A 26,619-nucleotide genomic window follows, 5' to 3' on the forward strand; every position below is an offset into this window, starting at 1 on the left:
CAGATGTTCTGACACGCCCGTGCGGTTCCTTATTCGTGGACGACGGAAAGATCTCCGGCGGCGTGCTGCGCGCGCAGGACCTTCTTGTCGAACTTGCCCACGGAGGTCTTCGGGACCTCCGCGATGAAGGCCCAGTTGTCGGGGATCTGCCACTTCGCGAACTTTCCGCCGAGGTGTTCCTGCAGCTCAGCGATGGTGACCTCGGCGCCCGGCTGGAGCACGACCGCCACCAGCGGCCGCTCGTCCCACTTGGGGTCGGGCACGCCGATCGCCACCGCCTCGAGCACCGCCGGGTGCGCCATCACCTCGTTCTCGAGCTCGACCGAGCTGATCCACTCGCCGCCGGACTTGATGACGTCCTTCGAGCGGTCGACGAGGGTCACGTAGCCGTCCGCGGTGAGCTTGCCGATGTCGCCGGTGCGCAGCCAGCCGCCCTCGAACTTGTCGGCGCCGACGGGCTCGGACCCCTCCGGGCTGTAGTAGCTGCCGGTGACCCAGGGCCCGCGGACCTGCACCTCGCCCTGCTCCCCGCCCGCCGGGACGACCTCGCCGAGGTCGTCGACCAGACGGCCCTGGACGCCCGGGAAGAACCTGCCCTGCGTGTTCCGGTAGGCCCAGGCCTCCTCGCCCGTCACGCCGCGCGGCGGCCACGCGATGCTCGCGAGCGGCGAGGTCTCCGTCATGCCCCAGGCCTGGACCACCTGCACGCCGTGCCGGTCGAGGGCCTTCGCGAGGCTCAGCGGGACCGCCGACCCGCCGCACGCGATGTGCCGCAGGTGGCTGATGTCCTGGGGATGCGCGTCCAGGTGGTTGACGATGCCGATCCACACCGCCGGCACCGCGGCGGAGATGGTCGGCCTCTCCTCGGCGAGGAGGCGGGTCATCGGCTCGGGCTGCAGGTAGCGGTCCGGCAGGATCAGCGAGGCGCCCGACATGAGCGCCCCGAACGGCGTGCCCCAGCTCATGGCGTGGAACATCGGCACGATCGGCAGCACGGTGTCGTTCGGGCCCATGCCGAGGCCGTAGCTCGCGCACACCGCGGTGGAGTGGAGCCAGATGCTGCGGTGGCTGTACATGACGCCCTTGGGGTCGCCGGTGGTGCCCGAGGTGTAGCAGGCGGCCGCCGCCGCGCGTTCGTCGATCTCGGGCCAGTCGTACTCGTCGGCCTGCGCGTCGAGCAGGTCGCGGTAGTCGTGCAGCTGGACGCCCGACGGCGCCTCCACCTCGTCCTTGTGCCCGTCCACCACGATCACGTGCTCGATGGTGGTCATGCCGCCGATCGCGGCGTTGAGCTGCGGAATCAGGCTGCCGTCGGTGATGATCACGCGGTCGGCGGCGTGGTTGGCGATGTAGGTGATCTGGTCCGGGAAGAGCCGGATGTTGATGGTGTGCAGGACGCTGCCCATCGCGGGGATCGCGACGTACGCCGTCATGTGCTCGTTGTTGTTCCACTGGAAGGTGCCGACGCGGTCGCCCGGGACGACGCCCAGCGCCGTCAGCGCGTTCGCGAGCCGCGCGGCCTCGCGCCCCAGCTCGCCGAAGCTCATCCGGGTGGTCTTCTCGGGTGTCCACGTGGCGACCTCGCCGGCGTCCGCGTACCAGGTGGTGGCGTGGCGGAGCAGCGTCGCCAGGGACAGGTGCTCGTCTTGCATCGTGGAGGCCAGGGGCAGGATCCGCTCGGTCATAGGGCATGCGTACCGCATGTCCGACGGTGCGCGGCCCGGTTTCGGCCAGCTCACGGGGACGGCTCAGGCGACCGCCCGGAACAGTTGCAGGTCCGTCGCGGCGCCGAGCCCCGACTCGAGTCCCGATTCCAGGCCCCGCCGGTCGCCCGGGCGCCAGTCGTCGAGGAGGACCCGCACCGTCCAGCCCGTGAACTGCCCCGCGTCCTCGTCGAAGCCGGTCGGCTGGGAGACCTCCAGGTGCACCGCGGCGCCGTCGTCGCAGTAGAGGAGCACCCAGGTGCCGGCGAGCGCACCGTCGGACCGGGCCGCGGGGCGGAGGGCCGAGAGCGGGAACAGCACCTCGTCGGGCCGGAAGGAGTCGGCGGTGGCCATCCCCTTGCGGCGGACGACGTGCGGTCCGTGTAGGGCCCCGGCGCTGCCGGTGGCCGCGTCGCCGCTCATCACCGTGAGCGTGCGGCGGCTGGCGATGTGGCGGCTTGTGGGCTGGCCGCGCCTGTTGTCCGGGAACCATCGTCCCGTCGCCGCGAGCCGCCGGCGCAGCTCCGCGACGAGTTCGACCCAGCGCACGAAGCCCGGCGCCATGGGCGGGGCGAAGTGGTCGAGTGCATCGGCTGCGCGCTCCCCCGCCGTCACGGCGGCGTACAGGTCCTCGACCTCGATGTCCATGGCGCGCAGGTAGTCCGCCGCCCGCTCGGGCGGGACGATCTGCGCGGTGAGCAGTGGCTCCAGGTCCGTCATCGTGCCCCCTTCGACGATGCCCGAACGGTAGCGCGGGGCACTGACAGTTCCTCGTTCCCAGCGACCTCACAGCGAACTCCACGGCGGGTGCGCGAATCGGCCGATACCGTTCATTTCGTCGCGGAGGCCGACTCCGCCGGAAGGACCGTCATGCGCACCTATGAGGGACGTCCCCTGCCCCGCCCGCACGAGGACGTCGTCGACCAGGGGCTGCGTTTCGACCTCGGGACGGTGACGACCCGACGGCGGATGCTCGCCGCGCTCGGGATCGGCGCCGCCGGGATCGGGCTGGCGGCGTGCGGGAAAGGCACGCAGAGCGGACCGTCGACCTCCATGGCGGCGTCCTCGTCCACGGCGGGGCCGACGACGACACCGTCCACACTCGCCGAGATCCCCGAGGAGACCGCGGGCCCGTACCCGGGCGACGGGTCGAACGGGCCCGATGTGCTGGAGGTCGACAGGGTGGTGCGCAGCGACATCCGGTCGAGCTTCGGCGCGATGTCCGGAACCGCGGACGGCGTGCCGATCACCCTCGAGCTGACGGTGCGCGATCTCGCGCGCGACGGTGCGCCCTTCGCCGGCGCCGCCGTGTACGTGTGGCACTGCGACCGGGAGGGCCGCTATTCGCTGTACACCGCGGGCGCGACGGACCAGAACTACTTGCGGGGCGTGCAGATCGCCGACGATGCCGGCGTCGTGCGCTTCACCAGCGTCTTCCCCGCCTGCTACGAGGGCCGGTGGCCGCACGTCCACTTCGAGGTCTACCGCGACCGGGCGGGCATCACCGACGCGGAGAGCGCGATCGCGACCTCGCAGCTGGCCTTCCCTGAGGATGTCTGCGACGCCGTCTACGCCACGTCCGGGTACGAATCCTCCGTGCGGACGATGAGCCGCGTGTCGCTGGCCTCCGACAGCGTCTTCCGCGAGGACGGCGCCGAGCACCAATTGGCCACCGTCACCGGTGACGTACGGGCCGGCTACCGCTCGTCCTTGCCGGTGGGCGTGGATACGCGGACCGCTCCGGGCAGTGGCTCCATTCCCGGGCAACCGCCGATCAATGGGCGCCCGAGGTAGTCGTCACCGTCTGATCCGCGCTCACCGAAAGCCTGGAAGCCCGACAGGACGGACGACTGGGACCGGCTCAGCGAGGCTCACCCCTTCGGGCACCTCGAGCTCGCCGTCGATGCTCGCGATCTGCCGGCCGGCGAAGCTGTTGTGCACCTCGAAGTCATCACCGATGCACTCGAACGATGCCTCTCTTTCCCTTCTGTATCACCGGCTTTCGTCGTGAACTACTCGACTCGGGGTGATCGCGCGGTCGACGATACGAACAATCACCAATTCCACGAAGCCATCTCCACGTCGTCGCTGGCGTTCCGAAGAACGTGCGTGTCGCCGATTACGCGACCGCCGGTACGAGTCGTCCGGGCGGACGCTCAGCCGGGTGTCACTGGCCTCCGACATCGTGGACGGTGCAGCGCACCAGATAGCGACCCGTGACCGGCGACGTGTCGTCCGGCTATCGCATCTCCCTGCTCGTTCGGGGTGGATACCGGACTGCCCCGCAAGCCGTGAGCACGTCCGGGCCGCCGCCGGGTGGTGGGCGTCCGCGGTACGCACCTCACTCGGGGCGGAGGAGCCCCCTCCCTGCCGCGCACCTCTCGCGTGCATCTTCCAGGGCAGCACGGAGGCCGTCGGCGAGCTGGGCCTGTCCACCGCCCGCGACTTCGATCAGTTCTGCAGTCTCGGAGACGCGCGCCTCCCATTGCTGGAGAGCAATCTCGTGGACCTTCTCGATGAAGGAATCGACATGTCCGCGCCACGCAGTCGCCTCGGCCCGCGCCTGAGCGTGGTTGATCAATGCTTCCTCGACCAGTGGGGCCACCCGATCGATGACGAAGTCCGCCCCGGCGTTCACCTTCCCGACACGACCCGCTTGCGCCGCAACGAACTTTTCCAGGTCACCGATTCCGTCGAGCCCGGTGGAACGGAGGTGCGTGATCAAGGGAACGCCGACAACGACAGCTTGCACGACGTACGGCGCATACCGCCTCAACTTCTCGTGCAGCTCAGGCGTCTCAACATCGTCGACCTCGTAATCGATTGCCGCCGAAACAAGTTCATCGAGCTTCTGCCAGTTCGGACTCTGACGTTCGGTCCGCGCGCTGCGATTGACGTCGTTCGCGAGACGGTCGAGCTCACCGGTTTCCTGCGTAATCCACGAGTCCACGGACTGCGAAAGGGCCGGCCCCACATTGCTCCAAGACTCCGGGCTCGAGGTGTAGCCGTCGCGTGCTGATACCGCCAGAATGCCACGCAGGCTGGCCTTCGCCGCTGCATCGAGGTGCTCGAGCTCCTCGCGCCAGGCCTGGGTGGCCTGTTCGACGAGGAGTGCTTGCGCCGCCGCCGACTCCATGTCCGGGAGTTGTGTTGCGATGTCGTCGCACACGCCACGAACGATCGTTCGCCAGTACCTGTCCGCGGCGGATCCACGCAGGCTCGTGCTCTCGTCCACGATTCCGTCGAGTGCGGCCGAAAGGTCTCCCATTCCGTCCCATGCTCGGTTGGACTCCCATACAGCCGGGTCCGGGTCGTGCTCGCTGGCGGCGTACTGGAATCCGTCCGCAGCGACTACGAAGACGGGCACGTCCTCTGCAAGGGCGAACGCGGCTCGCAGCTCGGCCCGTTTTCTGTCCGCAAGGTCGCTGTAGCCGGCAGGATCCGTCTCCGGATCCACACCGGCCTCGTCGAAACGCGAGATGACGAACCAGAGAGTTCCCGGATCCCACCCTCGGGCCAGAATCGTCCGCAGCACGTCGAGCTCACCTGTGGCCAGCTGCGGCGTCAGGACGACCACCAGCACATCAGTGGCCATGGACGAGGCCAGCGCGTGCGCGGAGTTCGACAGGCCCCGTGCGTCACCTGCTCCCACGGCAAGTCCAGGCGTGTCCCGCAGCCTAATGCCGTGCACTCCCGCCTCGTTGACATCGAAGGTCTCGTGCCGGGCGCTGATGGTGAGCCAGTCGGGCACGTCCACGCCCGCGTCGACCAGAAGGCGGCGGACGAGGCTGCTCTTACCCACGTCGTACGAACCAAGGACCGTGACGACGGGCCGCGGATCGCCGATGAACGCCACCCATTCCTCAACGGCAGAGCCGTCCTCGGCCGCTTCCTCGTACCACTGTTTCGCATGTTCGATATTCATCGTGTCAGTCCTTCACATTCTCGATGTGGGTCAGGTCCGCCGCGTCCGATAGGAGCTCGGAGATGCGAAGGCGCTCCGCGTGCAACGCCTCCCACTCTGCGAAAGACTCAGCGTGCGTGACGCGAATCTCCTCGCGCAGGTCGCGCACGGTCGTTGCGAAGTCCGAGAGAACTGCGCCAGGACCGGGGTGTTCCTCGTCGCCACGCATCACCGATTCCACCAACTCCGCTGAGCTCGCGCGCAGCCGTTCCTCCGCTTCGACCTTCGCCAGGCGCATCTTGTTCGCTGCGACGGAGTCAGCGTGAAGTTTGTATGATTCGAGCCCCGCTGCCACGAGGCTCAGAATCGGCGCGACCTTGCCGACCGCCTTGCCTGCGTTCACCGCGCCCCACGGCCGGAATTTCACGCCGACCGCCTTGCCGATGGCGTAGACGGCGTCCCTGTTTCCCAGCGTCTGGGCCAGTCCGGCGGACAGCCTGAATGCGCTGGATCCCGCAGCGGCGGCCCCGCTGCCCTGGCCACCCGGCGCACCGATGAAGTCGTCGGCTGATCCTCCCGGCCGCATTCCAGCGAACTCGATGCGCGTGAACTCCAGTTCACGCCGGATCGCCGACGAGTGTTCCTCCACCAGGTGTTGGCTCTCCGTAGCGATGACATCGAACAGTCGCTCCAGATCGCGCGAGAAGGACTCGTCGAGCCACCCGTCAACGGCATCCCTGAGGCCGCTGCCGTCGCCCGGCGCGATTTTCCGTATCTCGTCGATCGTGCAATCCGTTCGGCGGCGTACGGCCTTGGCGATCCGCTCTCGCACCGAATCCTCCAGGATTCGCGCCTCGTTCTCGGCCGCAGTGAGCGCACGGATCAGGTCCTCTGTCGCGTCGGACTCGTGCTCGAGCTCCCGGGATCGGTCGTCGACCACCTGCCCACGACGTGCCAGGATCATGCACGCCTCGTCGATGATTCCCCGGGTAGCTCCGGAACGTGCTGCACCACGGCTGAATCCGAGGAGCGCACTCTTGAGGGGGTCGATGCCGTCCCACGACCGGTTCTCGTCGAAGTCGGACGGTACGACGGTGGTCCGATCCGCGTACTGGCCGAACGGATCGCCTGCCACCAGGTGAACCTGCAGGTCGTCGATATCGACGGACATGGACGCGAGCGCTCCCCGCAGTTCGGCGGCCTTGAGCTCCCTCAGACGTGCGAAGTCCTCAGGCACGATAGTCGGGTCCGCACCCAATTCGTCGGCCCGGTTCACGAGGAACAGCACCCTCCGCGCCTTACCCACAGTGAGGTCGGTCCCGGCCACGATCGATTCGAGCAGCCCAGTATCGCCGATCATCAGGTTGACGTGCACGACCACGATGACGAGCGCAGCGCTGACCGTCGCCGCCAGGGCGATGGAGTCGTGATGCGCCCGACCACTCTGGAACCCGGGACAGTCGACGATGCGAAAATGCCCTGCGTCACAGACCTGAACGGTGTCTGTCGCGACAGCACCGGAGATCCGGAGATCTCGCGGTTCCGTGGCGCCCACCTCTGCCAGAAGACGTTTGACCAGACTGCTCTTGCCCGCGCTGTAGTCACCCACCACCACGACCGACGGGACGCCGTCGAACACGGCGAAGATGCTCTCGATCCGACCGTTGGTCTTTTCGTCCACCACGCCGTCGATCCGTGAAAGCCATTTGTCCAGGCGTTCTTGGTCTATAGGGGTCCAGGCTCTGGCGATGAAGCGGTCCAACCGCATCCGATCGTCGGCGCGCACTGCAGCGAGGTGATCGAGCACCTCCGCGCGGGTCTCGACCGATGCCGCGTCTGCGGCATCGATCCAATCCTCACCCAGCCAGACATCTGCCGAGGTAAGGGCACGGGCGGAATCTCGCCTCCGGCTCGCCATGACCTCGGCGACCGCACAATCGATGACCTCCCGCGGCTCAGGCGAGCGGCGGATCCGGTCACGACTCTGAGCTATCCCGATGTTCGCCGCCGGGACGGACTGCGCGTACCGGTTCAGCTTCACCACGTGATCCAACGCCTCGATGACATGTGGCGCGGCGGCATTCCACTTCTGCTCGCGAAAGGCGTGACGCAGATCCGCCTCCACCGTGTCGAAGGACTCGTTCACCGCATCTCGCACGCCTTGGAGTGCACGCGATCGGTGCCGGTCACCGTCCTTCTGGCCATCCGCGCTCAGCTTGTCCCCAAGAGCTCCCGCTGCCGCGCTGACAGCGCTCAACCCGATGACCGCCGTACCGCTCACCCACCCGGCAGGATTCCAGAAATTGGTCACCGCAGGCAGCACGAGCACGCCGCCTGCCGCAGATGCACCGATACCGACGACCCTCAGAACACGTCCGAAAACGCCCTTCAATCCACCGTCTCGTCGGGCTCCCGCCTCACCACCCAGCGCCACGTCCTGATCGCCCTGCGCAAGAACGATGCTCACCCTGCGGTTGAGAAACGCACCTGCGGCAGCCCACATCTCGGCGACCGCCGCAGTGAGGTCCTCGCGGTGGCGTTCGTACACGTCTCGGATGTCCTCGGCTGCGGTGTCGTCCCCGTTCTCGAGGTTCACGCTCACCAGGGTCTCGACCTCGTTCAACACCAATTGCCGTGGCGCTGCCAAGTGCTTCTCTACGAGCCTCTCGAAGTATCGGTCGATGGACCCGCTCGCCGTTCCGAGATACGGACCACCACGTGCCTCCTCAGCGTCCGCGAGGATCGGCGCACTGTCACCGAGCAGATCCGACCGGTTCTCCTCCTCCGGGTAGCCCAGGACCTCGATCAGCTTCATCGCCGTGACATCGGCCAGCGCGATGCGATCCTCCACATCAGTGACCATGGCCGCGAGGTCGGCCGAGGCTCGGCCTGCGGCCCCCCGCAGCCCGTCTCGCATCGATGCCCTCCGCAGATCCGCAGCGCCGTGTGCGATCGTGCTCACGATGAGTTGTTCGAGTGTCGGGAAGTTCGAACTCGTGAGCAGGTAGTCAGTGCCGAACTGCTCGCGTTCCACGGCGAGGCTATCCCGTGCCGGCCCCGAGTAGGGCTCGGACGCTCGCGCAAAAAGGGCCCGCTGAGCGTGGTAGGCAACGATCGGCGTACCAGTGAGCCCTATCCGGTCGAGCTCAGTACGGATATTGCCGGCGTGCTCGGCTACAGCGCGCGATAGCGTCTTCCGCGCTGCCACCGCGGCAAGCCTGCGCGAGTGGCGCCAGCGTGGATTCCGCACGTTCAAGACCGCTATCACGGGCTTGCCGAACTCCTGGACCCACGCCGCGATCTTGCCGAACTCCGACGCTTGCTGGCTCTGGCTGTCGAAGCAGAGGAGAACCAGGTCGGCCTTCTCGACGGCCCGCCGCGCTCTGCTCTCAAGAATCGAGCGACGCTCCCGAGCGGAGTCCTTCGACGGGAGCTCGGTCCCCTCGTCGCTATCTGGCCGCCCCCAGCCATTGATCCCCGGAGTGTCCCAGAGCTGGCACTTGTTCCAGGCGACCGGGGTGACCTCGGTGGTGAAGTCGCTGTGGCCGTCTGACACACGCGCACCATCCAGGTGCCCCAGGATGGATAGCAATGTGCTTTTCCCTGCCCCGGTGCGGCCGAAGAACGCGATGTTGAACGTGTCGCCCTGCCCGGCATCGCCGATGAGTCCAGCGGATACCTGGGCGAATTCCGTGATAATCCGTCGAAGCTCGCTGCTCTCGGCCATCCCGGGCGTAAGCACCGATTCGATCGCGGACCGGATGTCAGCGACAACTCCGCGCAGTTCGTCGCGTTCGGTCTCGGCCTGTTGGACTGCATCGTCGATCGCACTTTCCAAAGGTGAATTCACCATGCAACGAAGCCCCACCGCTTCGAATGCTTCGCAGACGGGACTGAGCGCTCCTGAGCACGACCTGACCACAGTTCTTCAGCCATGCGCGACATCGTAAGGCGCATCTCCGACATGTTTCCGACCGTTTCGCAGCGTAATGCCCGTTGCCGAAGAGAGACGCAGCTCTGATTGATATCGTCGCCGGGGAGATCCCGCGCGCCCGCGCGGGTGGGGTGTCGGGAGGTTCCAACGGTGGGTGGCGAGGATCGCTGGATCGAGGTCACGCCGTCGAACTACGCCCACGAGGCGGCAGGCCTCCGACTGCTCCGTGAGATCTTCCCGAACACCTCCCCCTACCGCGCGTGGACGAACTTCGAATTCATGGACGGCCAGGGGCAGTGGCACGAGATCGACGCCGCGATCCTGGGTCGCGGTCGCCTGCACCTCGTCGAGATGAAGTCCTACGCCGGCCACCTCACCGGCACGGAGCAGACCTGGACTCGGCGTTTTGGCAACGGGCGTACCAAAACGGAGCGTTCGCCGCTCATCCTCACCCGCCGCAAGGCGCAACGACTCTCCTCTCGGATCAAGGACGAAGCACGCAAGGTCGCAATCGAGCACGACCTCGACCCGAACAAGGTCGACCGCGCGCTCCCCTGGATCCAGGAGTGCGTGTACCTCCACGGCGACGACTTCACGACCGACCTCAGCGACCTGGCCCGCTCGAGCCTGTTCAGCATCGACGGCCTCGAATCCGTGACCGGGCTTCCCGGGATCTCCACCCGCGTCCTCGAGCCTCCACGCGATCGCCAACCGATCCACGAGGACATCAGCGTGATCGTCGGCTTGGCGATGCGCGCGATCACCGGCCATCGCCGCGCGGAGCGGCACGCGGGCTCGTGGACCATCAACGGCCAGCCGCTCGCCGCCGGCGACGATTGGCAGGAGTGGGAGGCGCAGCACCAGACCACGAATTCCAAGGCGCGCGCTCGGATCATCAGCATGCCGCCCGGCACCCCGACGCAGGCGCGGCTCGCCCGCTTCCGCGCCATGAACCGCGAGTTCACGCTGCTCGAGGGCCTCCGCCACGAGTCGATCGTCTCCCCCATCGATCTCCCCCAGGACACGCACGGCAACACCGTGATCGTGTATCCCGAGATCGAAGGATTCACGCCCCTCGACCTGTATCTCGCCGAGCACGTTCTCACCGCCGACCAGCAACTCGAGGTCCTCCAACAGGCCGCCGACGCTCTGGCCTACGCCCACCGCAACCACGTCGCGCACCGCGGGCTCACCCCCGGCAGCGTGCTGGTGAAGGTCGACGACGGTGCCGTATCCGTGAAACTGGTGGACTGGACGTGGGCGGGCAAGATCCATCAGGGCACCGCCACACCGGGCACGGCCCTGGGGTCCTCCGAACAACCCACGCAGAACGACGTCTTCCAGGCGCCCGAGGATCGGTGGGCGCAGGACGCCGACCGCGTCGCGATCGACATGTTCTCGCTCGGAGCGCTCGCCTACTTCCTCCTCTCGGGCGGTGACGCGCCTGCGCGTGACCGGGCCGAGCTCCTGAACCGCCTTCGCCAGGAGGGCGGGCTCGACCTCGCCGCCTCGGGTCGGTTCGTCGACGGTGCCCTCCGCGACCTGGTCCTCAAGGTCACGTCGCCGCAGGCGACCAAACGCACGAAGCCGATCACCACGAAGGATGACACGTTCGGCGCCCAGGAGTTCGCCGGCGCGCTGGCGAACCACCGCAAGAGCACCGCCGACGACGCGCCCGAGGTCGATCCGCTCAATCCTGCCCAGGATGATGTGATCGACGACCGTTTCGATGTGGTCAAGGTGCTGGGCGCGGGATCGACCGCCCGCGGCATCCTGGTCCGGGACCGCGAGGCCGACGATGCGGAGCGCGTCCTCAAGGTCGGCATCGACGACGGTGCCGCCTCTCGCCTGGCCGACGAGGCCGAGACCCTGCGTTCCGTGGCCGACCTCGCACCGTCCCTGACGGGAGTGGTCCGGCTCATCGAGGGCCCGAAGCAGTTGCCGCGCGGCCGAACCGCGCTCCTGCTCACCTACTGCGGCCAGCAGACCCTGGCCGATCTGGTGCGCTACGACTCGGTTTCGGAGAACCGCCTCAAGCTATGGGGCACAGAGCTGCTCAACACGTTGATCGGCCTCGACGAAGCCGGCATCACTCACCGCGACATCAAGCCGTCCAACCTGGGCCTGTACCGCGAGCCCGGACGCAACACGCAGCCACGGCTGGTGCTCTTCGACTTCTCCCTCGCCCGGGCGTCGGCGGATTCGATCGAGGCCGGCACTCCCCCGTACCGGGACCCGGACCTGGGCATCGGTACCCGTCGCGCGTACGACTCCGCCGCCGAGCGCTACTCCGTAGCGGTGGTCCTGTACGAGATGGCCACGGCGTCCACGCCGCTGTACGGCGACGGCCGGAGCGACCCCAGCGCCCTCACCGACGAGCCGACCATCGAGGTGGAGGACTTCGTCGCGCACGACTTCGCTCCCACCCGCGCGCAGGCCCTCACGGAGTTCTTCCGCCGCGCGCTCGCACGGGATGCGCGCAAGCGCTTCGATACGGCTGCGGCGATGCGCGAAGCGTGGACCGCGGTGTTCGCAGCGAAGACGCAAGACCCGACGCCGCCCGCGGCTCCCACGACGAAGGCCAAGCCTGCCAGACCGGAAACCACCTCGCCTCCGCTGACCAGCCTGACCGGTATCACGGACGCGATGCTCGCCGTCGCGGGGACCAAGGTATCGGGAGTCCGGCGACAGGTGGTCGCCCTCCTGCTCGGCACCCACGAGCAATCCCCCGCCGATCCCTTCGAGTCGTACGGCCGACTGGCGGAGATCCTGGAGGTGACGCCGGGCCGGATCGCACAGATCTTCACGGAGTTCTCCACGCTGTGGCAGAAGAATCCACAGTTGAACAGCACGATCGAGAAGATCTACGGCTCGGTGATCGCGCTGCTGGAGTCCTCCGGCGGAGTCTCGACACCGGATCTGCTTGCCCGCGAACTGGTTGCAGGCTTCGACGACTCGGCGGATCGGATTCTGGAGCGCCGCGCGCTCGGGGTCCTGCGCATCGCGCTCGCGTCCGGTCTGGACGCCGACGGTGCGCGGATCAGCCCGGTCCGGCGGCAGGCCACCGGCAGTGTCGCGATGCTCACGCTCTCCAAGCAGGCCCAAGCACTGCCCCGGGAGTTGGCGAAGGCCGCGGAGAAGTTGGTCGACGGTGCCGAGGCCGACGGCCGGGCCCTCGTCGGTCCCGCCGACGCGACCGCCGAGCTGCGCCGAGCCGCAGCGAAGATACTGGGAGATACCGCAGATCAGGTGGAGGTGCCGACGCACGTCCTGCTGCGGATCGCGGCTACGTCGTCCGCGGAGGTCGCCCTGTCCGCCCGCGATGAGCTGCACCGGATCCCTCTGGATCCTAGGGCTGCGCTGCGAGAGGTCCTTGCGGGCGCGTCTCGCACCGAAACCTTCACGGTGAAGACCTTGCGCTCCCGCATCGCGGCGCGGTTCCCGCACGCGGCGCCGCTGCCGTCCGGCGATGCGCTGCACGCACTCGTTGAGGACGTGCTCCCCGGCACCGAGTGGAACACGGACGAACAGCGTTTCCAGCGAAAGCCCGATCCGGACCAGTTCACGAAGGTCCCGACCTACACCACGCGGACGGCCGCACCGACGCAGCTTCAGTCCGGTAGCGAGCTGGAGGTGCTGCTGGCCAGTAGCTCCCGCGATCGGACGTTCCGCGCGATCGGCGTACCGCTGGGCGACACCGATCGTGTCGCTGAGGCGATCGCTGCCCGCTTCGGCGCGGTGCACATCGACGTGACCGACGTACTGCTGAGCGAGATGCGCGCCCGCGCGGCTGCGGCCGGGATGCCGTGGGAGGCGATCGTCGCCGCCGATTCCGGCGCATCGACCGACCGGGAGGGGCTGCGCGGCTTCGTGTCCCAGTGCGTACCGGCCATCGCGGATCGGGTCGCAGAAGCCGGCGCGCCGGTCGTCCTCACCGACCTGTCGACGCTCGCAGCATACGGCCAACTCGGTGTGCTGCAATGCTGGGTGGACGTGACGAATCCGCCGCCGCACGCGGTCTGGGCCCTGGTGCCGCAGCCGGAGGAGTCCGGTGGCCGGCCCGGTGCCAGGATCGACGACATCGCGCTCCCCCAGTCCGCGCCGGAGCAGTTCGTCCAGGCATCCGACGACGATGTCCATGCCCTGATCTCCACCTCCACACCTAGTTCTCCCGAGGAGTCGCTTCAATGACCGTCGCCACCACGTCCGGTGCCGAGCTGAACGCTGCGCTGAAGCCGCAGCTGAAGGTGCTCGTGGAGGACATGCGAGCGCGCCTCACCGACGACGAGGTCGGTGCCCTCGCGCAGTGGCGCGCAACCTACGACGAGGCACGCAAACAGGAGCGCACCGCAGTCTCGTGGACGGACTGGTCGGAGGACCAGCTCACACAGGCAGCGGTGGGCTGGCTACTCACCTCGGTGTTCGTGCGCTTCTGCGAGGACAACCTGCTCCTCGGCGATACCGGCGTGTGGATCGCCAGCCCAGACCACACGCTGCGCCAGCGCGCCCTCGACGCGGAGAACAGCTTCTACCGCAGCAACCCCGACGCCTCGTACCGCGAATGGTTGCAGGTGGCCTTCGATGAGCTCGGCGCGCACCGGGCCACCGAAGGCCTCGTGGATAGCCACGCCGCAATCCACATCTTCGCCCCGAGCTCGGACGCTGTGCAGCGACTGTTGGAGTTCTGGAGGGCGACCGATGACGACGGTGTCCTCCTCTGGTCCTTCGCCGATCCCGAATTGGAGACCCGCTTCCTTGGCGACCTCTACCAGGATCTCTCGGACTTCGCGAAGAAGAAGTACGCCCTCCTCCAGACGCCGGTCTTCGTCGAGGAGTTCATCCTCGACCAGACGATGGAGCCGGCTCTCAATGATCGCCCGCTCGACGGCTTCAAACTCGTCGACCCCACCTGCGGATCGGGCCACTTCCTACTCGGCGCATTCCAGCGCCTCCTCGGACGCTGGCGCGCTCAGGCTCCCGCGATGGAACCGCGTGCCCTCGCGGACAAGGCTCTGGGATCGATCTACGGCGTCGACCTGAACCCCTTCGCCGTCTCAATCGCCCAGTTCCGGCTGCTCGTCGCGGCGATGCAGGCCTCCGGCGATTCCTCGCTCATCGGCCTCCCCGCCTTTACCCTCAACGTGATCAACGGCGACTCCCTACTCCACGGCCCCGACTCCGGCGGCCGCGACGCGCTGGACTACGGCGACGCCGCCTTCGACAAGGACGCCGTCGTCACCGGCTTCGCCTACAGCACCGAAGACCGCACCAAGCTCGCCCAGTTCCTCGCTTCGGGCCAGTACGACTGCGTCGTGGGCAACCCTCCATACATCACGGTCAAAGACAAGGCCCTCAACGCGAGGTACCGCGAGATCTACCACTACTGCAAGGGCACCTATGCCCTGACGGTTCCATTCATGGAGCGGTTCTTCGCCCTCGCGAAGCCCGGCGACAATGCTGGCTGGGTCGGCCAAATCACGTCGAACTCGTTCATGAAGCGCGAGTTCGGCGTTCCGCTGATCGAGAAATTCCTCGCGAACATCGACCTCCGCCTCGTGATCGACACCTCCGGTGCGTACATCCCGGGCCACGGCACCCCGACTGTGATCCTCGTCGGTCGCAACCACGGTGCCGTGACCGAAACCGTCCGCGCCGTTCTCGGCATCCAGGGCGAACCCGGCGCACCCAAGAATCCCGCACAAGGAACGGTCTGGTCGTCAATCACGAGTCACACCGAGCAACCCGGGTTTGAAGACCAATGGATCTCTGTCACAGATTTGCCGATCTCTAACCTGGCCGTTCACCCATGGAGCCTTTCAGGCGGCGGCGCGGTCGAACTTCTTGCGGCAATCAATCTAGCTGGGAGCCAAGCACTCTCCGAAACTACGACGGACATCGGCTTCATGGCGGTCACGCGCGAAGATGACGCGTTCGACCTCGGAGCCCCCACTCTGAGACGACTCGGCATAGAACAGCAGCTCCAAAGGCCGTTCGTGGGTGGATCTTCGGTGCGGGACTGGTGCCTCACGGAGGCAAGCCGAGCAATGTGTCCGTATGGTGCTGACGGCAATGCCGCAGCAGACGAACCAACCAGGCGTGCTCTATGGCCTGTGCGTCCGCTGCTTAGAATCAGACGCGCACTGTCGGGGACCCAGGAAGAACAGGGTCTTGAATGGTGGGAGTATTCCCAGTTAAACAAGCGGCGATTCACGTCGGAACTCCTTATCGCATTTCCGTTCGTCAGCACGCACAACCACTTTTATCTGGCGAGAAACTCCGCTATCTTCATCCGCACGGCTCCCGTGATCAAGCTCCCCGAGGGCGCAACCGAGGACGAGCACCTCCGGCTCCTCGGCATCCTCAACAGCTCCACCGCCTGCTTCTGGCTCAAGCAGAACAGCCACAGCAAGGGCAACGCCACCGCCGCGAGTGGAATGCCTGACCAACCTTGGTCTTGGAACTGGGAATTCACCGGCACAACCTTGAAGGACTTCCCACTTCCCCAGGATCTTCCACTCACCCGTGCTCGTTACATCGACGAACTCGCACAACGCCTTGCATTGATTCAGCCAGATGTGGCAACGATCGAGGCCTTGGTCCACTCCCCTTCTGAGTTACTCGACGAAGATCGAGAGCTCCGCTCACGATTGATCTCCGAACAAGAGGAACTCGATTGGGAGACGTATTATCATTATGGCCTGACCACCGAGAACCTCTCATTTCCAACCGGTACCGGGATTCCAATCACAGCTGGCCTGCGGTCTTTCGAGATTGTTATGGCCCGCAACATCCGCTCCGGGATTGACACGTCAAAATGGTTCTCACACGCAAATCATCAACATCCGATGCATGCAGATTTTCCAACCGACTGGCCACAGGCCTACCGCGATCTCATCCAGCGTCGCGTGAGCGAAATTGAGTCCAATCCCTTCATTCGCTTACTCGAGAAGCCCGAGTACAAGCGCCGTTGGGCTGGCGAGTCCTGGGGCACGAAGGTGGAACGAGCCGTGCGAAACTGGCTCCTCGACAGCCTCGAAGACAAGTCGCTCTGGTTCACCCCACAGGGCACGCCCCAGCCGCTGTCGGTCGCTGAGCTTGCGGCCCGCGTCGAGACGAACTCGGAGTTCATCACCGCTCTGGACATGTGGGCCGGCCAGAAGGATGCACCAGTCACGAAGACTCTGGAAAAACTCCTCAAGGACGAGGCCGTGCCCTTCCTCGCCGAACTGCGCTACAAGCCCTCGGGTCTGCGTAAGCGCGCCGAGTGGGAGAAGGTCTGGGAACTCCAGCGCCAAGAGGACGCTGGTCTGGTCAAGGCAGAGGACATCCCCGTCCCTCCGAAGTACACCAGCGCCGACTTCAAGAAGCCATCGTATTGGCAGCATCGAGGCAAGCTCGACGTCCCCAAGGAACGATTCATCTCTTATCCCGGCCTCGGCCGCGCCACCGACCCCACCTCCCTCCTCGGCTGGGCCGGCTGGAACCACGCCTACCAGGGGCTCGCTCTGGCTCTGATTTTCGCCGGCGACGTCTCCGACGGCGCCAAAAATGAATACGCCGTCGCCGCCATTCAATCAGGCATCAATGAAATCTTGCCTTTCGTCCGCCAGTACCACAGTTTGCCAGACCCGGCCCTCTCGGCAAACTTGGCAGACTACCTTCAAACCCAGTTGTCCGAGATGGCGATCCATGCCAGAAAATTCTATCAGCCCAAATGAATGAGATTCGAAGAGTCATAAATGCCTGAAGATGACACAAGCCGATCGATGGTTAGAACTCTGCTCGAAGAGAAGGGGTTCTCGATCGTCGATGAACACAATTCTGGAATTTTGACCATCCCTCAAGGTGAAGACACCTCGACAGCCTGGGCGCGAAGGGGAGCAATTGTAATCGACGATCACTTCGAAGAACTGGTCGAACAACTTAGGGAAAACCCGTCGCCGTTAGAAGAATTCCACGGATTTCAAACGAGCAACGGATACTTCGAATTCTACGTCGAGAATCCATCGATCCAGCTGTACCGTCGTTCTACGCCGATCTATTCAGGCAGACTCGGCAAACTGACGGCTCCGACAAATTCGGACACCTTCAACTGTCAGCATATCGCGGGTGCGCGATCTATCGATATGAGTCGCTACACCCAGGTCCCGGACCGCCCGTCTGCACGCCTACCTGAGCCGATCCACCTACCAGGAGCTCCTTGCGTCGAGTTGTCCTGGGGGACGGCGTGCGCGCGACTCTATTCGCCAGGAGAGTTGCGAATACGCTTCGAGCAAGATCGAAGCCAATTGCGACCAGATCTAACTATCAAGATCTTTGGAACGGAGCAACTCTCAGAGGCCGAGGCGATGAAGATCGCGTCGTCATTTCTGTACGAGCTCGCCGCCCGCAACGGAGCACTACTAGCCCTCGCACCCCGCACCGAAAACACTCAATCGCCCGCTAAGAAGCATCGAACAATTGTTGATGAGGTTCGATATCCTTCAACAAGGATCAATAGCGAGGTTTCAGAACTTTTCCAATTCGCCGAAGCGGTCAATCTCAACCGCCCACTTTCATTTCTGTCCTATTACCAAGTGCTCGAGTATTACTTCCCACTCGCAACTACCCAGGACACAGTTCGTCGGCTACGAAAGGAAATAAGAGACGTCCGTTTCAACCCCGACGCCAACGAAGACCTCTTACGCGTTGTGAAGATCGCAGGTGCATCCGCACGCGTTACAGAAGAGGAACAGTTAAAACTGCTGGTCCACGAGGTCGCCGACGAGACGCGGATACGAGAATTCGTGATGCACGAGGACGTCAGAGCACACTTCGGGAAACGTGGAAAGATAACGGTACGGCAGCCGATCAACACTGGTCAATCGATCAGTTCCGCAGCACTTCTCACCCAGGTCGCGGAACGAATATACTTCATTCGCAACAGAATCGTTCACTCAAAAGACGATCCACGCTTTGCTGATGCGCCGATTCTACTTCCTAGGAGCGGCGAAGCCGAAGCGCTCGGACCCGATATCGAGGTTGTGCGCATGCTTGCAATCGATGCAATATCATACTTTCAATAGTTCGAACTAGTCGCACCGCACGCACACCCGGGGTGATGCCACGAGTACATACGCACCTACGAAGGGCGGATTGGGCCAGGTACTGCCATCCTTCGCCCGATACGCCCCACCCCGCAGTGCCCGTATCAACCGTTGTCATGCGGTCTAACCGGCGCTTACATCACAGCCCCTACGGCTCAAGGCCGTCTGGACGGATAGGCTCGACCCGACCAGCGAAAAGACGGAGTAGCGACACACCATGTTCTCAGGCCCCGGCACCGCCGCACGCACGCTGCGGGAGACGTTCTCGATCCCTGAATCGCACGGCACGAACGACTACGTGCTGCGTCTGTCGGACTCGGTCGAGCGCGGGCACATGCAGGGGACCGTCGACGCCTACGTGGTCACCCCCGCGATCGCCGAGGCCTTCGACCAGGCACTCGGCACCGTCGAAGAGGCGCTGCGGACCGGAGAGAACAAGGCCGCGTACCTGAACGGATCATTCGGCTCCGGTAAGTCACACTTCATGGCCGTGTTGTACGGAGTGCTCGGTCGTGCGTCCGAGACCCTCGCCATCACCGACCTGCAGCCGATCATCGCCAAACACCCCCGGGCCACCGAGGCGAACCTGCTTCGGCTCACGTTCCACTTCCTCGACTCCACCACCATCGAATCCGCGCTGTTCGATCAGTACCTGCGTCAGATCGCCCAGTTTCATCCCGATGCCAGGCCGCCCGTACTCCACTCCGCCGGCGGCCTCTTCGAGGACGCCGCGCGCCTCCGCTCCGAGATGGGGGACGAGAAGTTCTTCGCCGGCCTCAATCAGGGCGAGGCGGCACCGTCGGGCACCGTGAACTGGGCGGCGCTCGGCGCGGCCACCACCACGTGGAACGACAACACCTACGCCGAGTCCTCCGCGCCGGGGGCCCCCGCCGCGGACCGCGCGCGACTGAAGCAAGCGCTGATCGCCACGTACTTCACCAGCTTCTCGCGCAACACCGACTGGCTGCCGCTCGAGGATGGCCTCTCAGTAATCGCGGATCACGCGAAGTCGCTCGGTTACGACGGAGTCGTCCTCCTCCTCGACGAGCTCGTCCTGTGGCTCACGTTCCTCATCACCGAGCGCGAGAAGTTCAGCGCCGAGGTCCAGAAGATCACCAAGCTCGTCGAGACCAGCCGGGGGCGGCTCGCCGTCCCGATCGCCTCGTTCATCGCGCGCCAGCACGACCTTTCCAAGTGGGTCGCGGGCGGCAGCGATTCCGGTGCCACCCAGCAGGCCGTCGAGCAGGCGTTCGCGCACCAGGCCGGCCGTTTCGGCGAGGTCACCCTGGGCGACGAGAACCTTCCCTACATCGCCAACAAGCGCCTCCTCCAGCCCTTGGACGCCGAGGCTGCCTCCGCGCTACAGGATTCGTTCGGCCGGATCGAACGCAGCCCCAAGGTGTGGGACGTGCTGCTCGACGGCGTGAACACCGACGATCAGCACCGCGGCGCTGACGCCGACGCCTTCAAACTGACCTACCCCTTCTCCCCGGCCCTCATCGCCACCCTTCGCGCCCTCTCCGGCCAGATGCAACGCGAGCGCACCGCCCTCAAGGTGATGCAGCAAATGCTGCAGGACGAGGCCGATCAGCTGACCATCTCCAACGTGATCCCCGTGGGCGACGCCTTCGACTACGTGATCGACAGCGCGGGCGGCACCGCGATCAATGCCGCCGCCGCATCCACGTTCAAGACCGCGCGCACCCTGTGGTTGGAGAAGCTGCGCCCGCTGCTATTCCGCGAGGCCGGCGTCGATACCGACATCACCGACGGCGAGACCCCTCCAGGGCTCCGTGCCGACATCCGGATCGCCAAGACTCTGCTCATGGCCGCGATCGCGCCGAACGTGCCCGCGCTCAAACAGATCGACGCCAACCGGCTCGCCTCCCTCAACCACGGCAGCGTGATCTCTCTGATCCCCGGCGACCAGGCCACGCAGATCCTCGGCAAGGTCAAGCGCTGGGCCGCCGAGATCCCCGAGATCAGCGTGACCTCGGACGCGAACCCCATCATCTCCGCCTCCCTCGAATCTGTCGACTACGAACGGATCGTCAAGCGCGCCTCCGGCGAGGACACCGACGGCCGGCGCCGCGAACTCATCCGCCGGCTCCTCGCCGAGCAGTTCGGCGTCGCCGACGCGACCGCCACCATCGACGCTGCCCGCCTCCGGCAGATCGTCTGGCGCGGGACCGAGCGCATCGTCGAGATCGTCTTCGGCAACGTACGCGACCGCGGCTACCTCTCCGACGAGGCCTTCGTCCCGCAGACGCACGGCGCGCTGCGCCTGGTGGTCGATCTCCCCTTCGACGACCCCGGCCACACCGTCCAGGAGGACCACGACCGGATCGACGAACTCCGACGCACCGGCGACGAGGCCTTCACCATCGCCTGGCTGCCCACCTTCTTCGACGACGACACCAACCGCCGCCTCGGCCGGCTCGTGGTGCTCGAGTACCTGCTCAACGGCGAGCGCTGGGGCACCTACGCCAACGAGCTCCCGGAGGCCGACCGGTCCACCGCGAAGGCCATCCTCGAGGGCCAGCGCAGCCAGACCACCGCGCAGCTGGAGTTGGCGCTGCAGGTGGCGTACGGCGTGGTCGGTGGGGCGAAAGCGCCGGAGCCCTACCTCCGGCCCCTGCACTCCGGGGTCAGCGTGAGCACGCCGATCGGCAACTCGCTCGGCGCCGCCGCGGAACGACTGTTCGCAGACTCCTTCGCCTCCCGCTTCCCCGAGCACCCCGAGTTCTCGCCCGAGGACAAGCTCATCGTGCGGCGTGATCTGAACGTCGTGCTCCGCCGCCTGCGGCAGGCGCAGTCGGTGCCGGACGGCCGGGTGGCTCTCGACCAGTCCGAACGCTCGACGGCGCGCCGCATCGTTGGACCTCTCGAACTGGCCCGCACCAACGAGACGCACCTCATGTTCGGCCCGGATCAGTTCACCACCTGGCAGAACCGCATCACGCAGGAGCTGGGGCGCGCCGGGATCGACGAGGGCGGCACCGTCGAAGTGGCGGCGCTGCGGCAGGCGATTGCGAAAATCGCGGAGCGCCGCGGCCTGACGGACGACATGGTCGACCTGATCGCGGCGGTGTGGGCGACGCGGACCAAGCGGTCCTGGTTCCTGTTCAAGTCGACGGTGGAGGAACCCGCCGTCGGCGAGATCAAGCCTGCCATGGAGCTTCGTCTCGAGCCCCTTCCCGACCAGGCGGTGTTCGAGCGCGCCGTGCAGCGGTGGAGGACGTGGACCGGCCAGAACCTCAGCGAGTACCTCACGGCGACGAATCTCGGCGTGTTCGGTGACGCGGTGCGCGAGTACGCGCGCTCCGAGTTCGCCGGCCGCCGCAGCTTCGTCCGCGAGCTGCAGACGTACTACGAGTACTTCGGGCTCCCCTTCAGCGAGGGCCGCGGCCCGCTCGCGGCCGATCTGATGGAACTCTTTGAAGACCGGGTACCGGGTGCCAAGAACTTGGACCTCGTTCCACTCATCGCGGACGCATTGCTCCGCGGGTCCGACATCGAGGTCTCGCAATCGCTGAGCACCGCCGCCGACGTAGCGCAGGCGATCACGAAGTACCCCGTCACACGGTGGGACGTCCTGGTCCAGGCGCCGGGCGACACCCCGCACGGCAGCCAGGCCAAGCGGATCCTCTCCGACATCCAGCAAGCGGTGACCTCCCAGGAGTTCGCCATCGGCCTTGCCGGTGCTCTGGAGCGCGCCAATGGTCAGCGCGAGTCGTGGTTGGAGGCCCTCGCGCCGGGCCCCGTCGCCCCGCCTCCGCCGCCACCGGCACGGCCGGACCCCGACAAGATTCCACTCCCGGTCGATCCCGCTACACGGACGTTCCAGCCGGTCACCCTTGACCTGAATGCCGACACGGAGTCGGTGTTCGAGCAGCGCCTTCAGGCGCTGCTGCGCGCCCACCCCGGAGCACGATTCCAGGTCACCATCACGCGGGTGGACGAGTGACGAGTTCACTGCCGATCGCCGACCGCGCCGGAATCCGCGCGCTGGTACGGCAACTCAAGGCGAAGGAGTACGCACGCGGCGCGATCGCCGTCGCGGCGCGACCGGAGTGGTCCGGTGACCCGACGCTCACCCTCGACGGACAGCGCGTCCGCGTGCGCACGGCCCCGAGCGTGCTCGCGATCCGTGACGCATTGCTGGACCGGTACGAGGTGGACTGGGTCGTGATCCTCACGGACCGTCCGGCGACGGAGATCCCCGTCGGTGTGCAGGAGCACCTCACCGGCCGGCACACCCTCTCCCATCTGGATCCGTGGCCCGCACTGCGTGAGGCGTTCAACGCGACCAGCCAGGAGTACAGCCTGCTGGGCAACAAGAACGACGCCGCGCGGTCAGCCCTGCGCTCGCTCCCGGACGCCGTGCAACCCGCCCCCGGAGGCGTGCTCACCGGCGACCACCTCTTCGGTGCGCTCACGCGCGGCTTCGGACTCGAGGCAGACAGTGTGGCGCCCCATCGCGTGGCGCTGTGGTCGATCTCCTCCACACATGTCAGGTTCGAGTCCTGGCGGGAGAGCGCCGATCCGGTCCTGCTCGAACAGTTCAACGCCTGGCTGTCCAGACGACTCGGGGATGCCGGCCGCGCGATGACCGCCGTCTGGCGCACGCGCGGGCCGGCCGACCTCGTGCCGCTCGGCCTCGTCGCTGCGCTCACCGACGACACCCACACGGAGCACTCCGCAGCGACGGCACGGGACACTGTGGTCGTCGTCCGCACGCTGCTCGCTCAGGCGCTCGGCGTCGAGCTGACCGAACGCGAAATCCGTGCCTGGGGCACCGCCGCCACGCTCGCCGCCCAGGAGAGCGGCACGGCACCCGTGCTCCGACGCGCCACCGACCTCGTCTCGGAGTTTCGCGCCACCCCGCTCGTGGGTCGCTCGGACGTGCTCCCCGACGCGCTCCCGCACCGACTCGCTCACTTCGCCGTAGCCCTCGACTCCGCCGTCGAAGGCGGTCCCCTCGCCGACGCCGAGGACAGTTGGGAGGCGGTCCGAGCGCACTCCTCCGCCCTCGCGGACGGTCCCGACGCACCGCAGGACGTCCGGGTCGCCCGGTCTGCACTACGCCTCCTGCGATGGACACGCGGAGAATTCGAGTCGCCCGTCGGGCTGAGCGCCTGGCTTCTTGCGTACCGCACTGAGCTCTCCTGGGTCGATGCGGCGATCGACGAGGCTTTCGTCGGTGCAGAGGATCCCGCACTGCAGTCCGCCAACGGTCGAATCCTGGAGACGGTCCGCGCGCGGCGCGGGGCATATGACCGCGAGTTCGCCAGGGAGCTCGCGGCTTCAGCCACGCACGCCCCGTCCGATGACGCGTTCCTGCCGATCGAGAACCTGCTCGACCGCGTCGTCGTGCCACTGACCCAGCCTGCGCCGTCGACCTTCGGGGACGATCGGCAGGACCGCTCCCCCGTGCTGCTGATCGTCGCGGACGGCATGGGCTCCGCAGCGGCCAACGAGATCGTCACCGATCTCACCCGACGCAGTCCGCAGTGGCAACAGTTCACACGGGACGACCTGCCCACCTCAGCTGTCGCAGTCCTTCCCACGGTCACGCGCTTCTCCCGATGCTCGCTGCTCACCGGCGCTCTCACCGCGGGCGACCAAACCAAAGAAAAGCCCGGTTTCGCCTCGTGGCTCGAACGAAATGGGCTGCCGGCCGAACAGACTCCGCTGTTTCACAAGGCCCAGCTCGATACACTCGCTGGCGGGTCCCTCGCCCCCGAGGTGCGCGAGTCCATCAATGACACCGTCGGAACCCCCGTGGTCGCGTGCGTGCTCAACACGATCGATGACGCCCTGGACAAGTCCGATCCGATCGGCACTGTCTGGACCGTCTCGCAGGTGCGGCACCTGGAGGCGCTGCTCGCGGCGGCCGCGACCGTCGGGCGCACCGTCGTCCTCGTCTCCGACCACGGACACGTCGTCGAGCGGAGTGAGGCACCGTCGGTCCAGCGCGGCACCCGGACCTCCGCACGGCACCGTCCCGTCGACGAGCCGGCTGAGGCGTACGAGGTTCTCTTGACGGGCCCACGGGTTCTCGCGGACGGGAGCCAGGAGATCCTCGCCGTCGATGAACAGGTCCGGTACACGGGCAAGAAGGCCGGGTATCACGGCGGAGGGTCGCCCGCGGAAGTCACCATCCCCGTCACGATCCTCGTGAAGGGCGCCCCGCCCGCCCATCTGGAGCTGAGGCCCGGAGGCATCGAGGCGCCGCAGTTCTGGAACGGGTCGCCGGCCTCAATCATCGGTCCGGTACCGATGGCAGCACCGAAGGCACCGACCAAGCCCGCCCGGAGGAAGGCGGAGCCGAAGGGTGACGGTCTGTTCGACCTTCCCGATGCGCCGAGCACATCACCTTCGGCACCTGTCCAAGACAGCGCCGTGGCCGCCCTTGAGGAGAGTGACCTGTTCCGATCACAGATGCGGCTGTTCGCGCCCCGGATGAAGGCAGCGGCGGTCGGCAGCGTCATCCGAGAAGCGATCTCGCTGGGCGGCGTCCTGCCGCTCGCCCGCGTCGATGCCCTACTCGGGTCGACGTCCGCGCGCGTCGGGCGCACCGCCCCCACGCTCCTGCAGGTGTTCAACGTCGACGGCGTGGAGGCCGTCTCGGTGAACGGAACAGAGTTGGTGGTCGCTGCCGATGTTCTCTTCGAGCAGTTCGGAGTTCGACGGTGAGCCCGGTCTCGCCGGTCCGGCGACGCGAGATCCTGCAGTCGCTCCGCCAGGGAACGGTGCCGGATGGCGGGCTCGATGCGCTGGCCGTCGGCATCGACAAATTCGCCGGAGCCATCGACGAGGATCTCGTCGCGGTTGCCGCCGGCGGATCCGCGTTCAAGGCAGTCCGTGGCGAGTACGGCGCGGGTAAGACGTTCTTCGCCCGTTGGGTCGAACAGCGTGCGATGGCAAGGGGTTTCGCCGTCGCCGAGGTGCAGATCAGTGAGCTGGAAACGCCACTTCACCGCCTGGAGACGGTCTACCGGCGCACGATCGAAGAACTCCGGACGTCGGCGTTCAGCAAGAGCGCTTTCCGCGCAGTGATCGACGCGTGGCTGTACGGGGTGGAGGAGGATGCTGCGGACGCACTCGGCGCCGCCGAAGCGCCCGCGGCCGAGGTGGAGAAGCTCCTCGAGCAACGCCTGGCGACGGTCGCTTCGTCCACACCGCAGTACCCGATGGTGCTGCGCAAGTACCGCGAGGCTCTGGAATCCGGCGACGCCGCCACCGCTGACGGGTTGATCGCGTGGCTCGGGGGCCAGCCCCACGTGGGCGCGCAGGCCAAACGGTTCGCCGGGGTGAAGCAGGACGTCGACCACTTCCTCGCGATGGGCTTCTTGACCGGCCTTCTGTCGGTCCTCAAGGGTTCCAGGCACGCCGGCCTTGTTCTCGTGATCGACGAGGTGGAGACGCTGCAGCGCATGCGCCGGGACTCGCGGGAGAAGGCCCTCAATGCCCTGCGGCAATGGCTCGATGAGCTGGACTCCGGCCGCTACCCCGGCCTGTACCTGATCGTCACGGGCACGCCCGCGTTCTACGACGGCCGGATGGGGGTCCAGACGCTGCCACCGCTCGCGCAACGCCTCCACACCGACTTCGGTGACCCGCGATTCGACAATCCGCGCGCACCGCAGATCCGACTCACCGGGTTCGATATGGACAAGCTCGTCGAGGTCGGTACACGGGTGCGCGATCTGTACGCCGATGGCGCCTCCTCGCCCTCTCGGATTCTGTCGGTGTGCGACGACGCCTACCTGCGCGACCTCGCTGCCGCCGTCGCCGGCGAGCTCGGCGGCAAGGTCGGGGTCTCTCCACGGCTGTTCCTCAAGAAGTTGGTCGCCGATGTACTGGACCGGATCGATCAGTTCGAAGACTTCGATCCTCGGCGCGACTACCGCCTGACCATCGCCACCACCGAGCGTGACGAGGTCGTGCGCGCGTCGTCCGCGGACGACGTGGAGCTCTGAGCCGTCC

General features: G+C 66.4%; 11 protein-coding genes. 7 read left to right on the forward strand and 4 right to left on the reverse strand.

Annotated elements, in window-relative coordinates; translation table 11 throughout:
- Window positions 1-29: 29 nt before the first annotated feature.
- A complete protein-coding gene (locus LB823_RS09310; RefSeq protein ID WP_224646676.1) occupies window positions 30-1,685 on the reverse strand; it encodes a long-chain fatty acid--CoA ligase in 1,656 nt (551 codons plus the stop codon).
- Window positions 1,686-1,748: 63 nt separating this feature from the next.
- Window positions 1,749-2,423, reverse strand: a complete 675-nt coding sequence (locus LB823_RS09315) for a hypothetical protein (protein ID WP_224646678.1) — start codon at window positions 2,421-2,423, stop codon at window positions 1,749-1,751.
- Window positions 2,424-2,573: 150 nt separating this feature from the next.
- Between LB823_RS09315 and LB823_RS09320 the strand changes: the two genes are divergently transcribed.
- A complete protein-coding gene (locus LB823_RS09320; RefSeq protein WP_224646680.1) occupies window positions 2,574-3,497 on the forward strand; it encodes an intradiol ring-cleavage dioxygenase in 924 nt (307 codons plus the stop codon).
- Between the two features lie 547 nt (window positions 3,498-4,044).
- On the opposite strand, the gene LB823_RS09325 is transcribed toward LB823_RS09320, so the two are convergent.
- Complete coding sequence (locus LB823_RS09325) at window positions 4,045-5,628, reverse strand: GTPase domain-containing protein (protein WP_224646682.1); 1,584 nt, start codon at window positions 5,626-5,628, stop codon at window positions 4,045-4,047.
- Window positions 5,629-5,632: 4 nt separating this feature from the next.
- Window positions 5,633-9,460: a GTPase gene (locus LB823_RS09330; protein ID WP_224646684.1), complete on the reverse strand. Its 3,828-nt coding sequence runs from the start codon at window positions 9,458-9,460 to the stop codon at window positions 5,633-5,635.
- Between the two features lie 231 nt (window positions 9,461-9,691).
- On the opposite strand from LB823_RS09330, the gene LB823_RS09335 reads away from it, so the two are divergent.
- The 6 genes from LB823_RS09335 to brxD all read left to right on the forward strand — a co-directional run bounded on the left by LB823_RS09335 (window position 9,692) and on the right by brxD (window position 26,612).
- The gene (locus LB823_RS09335; protein WP_224646686.1) at window positions 9,692-13,732 is read left to right on the forward strand and encodes an NERD domain-containing protein; all 4,041 of its coding nucleotides are present in this window, start codon (window positions 9,692-9,694) and stop codon (window positions 13,730-13,732) included.
- A complete protein-coding gene (pglX, locus tag LB823_RS09340) occupies window positions 13,729-17,259 on the forward strand; it encodes a BREX-2 system adenine-specific DNA-methyltransferase PglX (RefSeq protein WP_224646687.1) in 3,531 nt (1,176 codons plus the stop codon). Before LB823_RS09335 ends, pglX begins: the two co-directional genes overlap by 4 nt.
- Window positions 17,260-17,280: 21 nt before the next feature.
- Complete coding sequence (locus LB823_RS09345) at window positions 17,281-18,606, forward strand: hypothetical protein (RefSeq protein ID WP_224646688.1); 1,326 nt, start codon at window positions 17,281-17,283, stop codon at window positions 18,604-18,606.
- Window positions 18,607-18,844: 238 nt separating this feature from the next.
- Window positions 18,845-22,594: a DUF6079 family protein gene (locus LB823_RS09350; RefSeq protein WP_224646689.1), complete on the forward strand. Its 3,750-nt coding sequence runs from the start codon at window positions 18,845-18,847 to the stop codon at window positions 22,592-22,594.
- Window positions 22,591-25,326: a BREX-2 system phosphatase PglZ gene (gene pglZ, locus LB823_RS09355; protein ID WP_224646690.1), complete on the forward strand. Its 2,736-nt coding sequence runs from the start codon at window positions 22,591-22,593 to the stop codon at window positions 25,324-25,326. The genes LB823_RS09350 and pglZ overlap by 4 nt, the downstream gene beginning before the upstream one ends.
- A complete protein-coding gene (brxD, locus tag LB823_RS09360; RefSeq protein WP_224646691.1) occupies window positions 25,323-26,612 on the forward strand; it encodes a BREX system ATP-binding protein BrxD in 1,290 nt (429 codons plus the stop codon). Before pglZ ends, brxD begins: the two co-directional genes overlap by 4 nt.
- Window positions 26,613-26,619 lie beyond the last annotated feature (7 nt).

Origin of the sequence: Tsukamurella sp. M9C (assembly GCF_020169415.1) — a bacterium.
Classification (GTDB): Bacteria; Actinomycetota; Actinomycetes; order Mycobacteriales; family Mycobacteriaceae; genus Tsukamurella.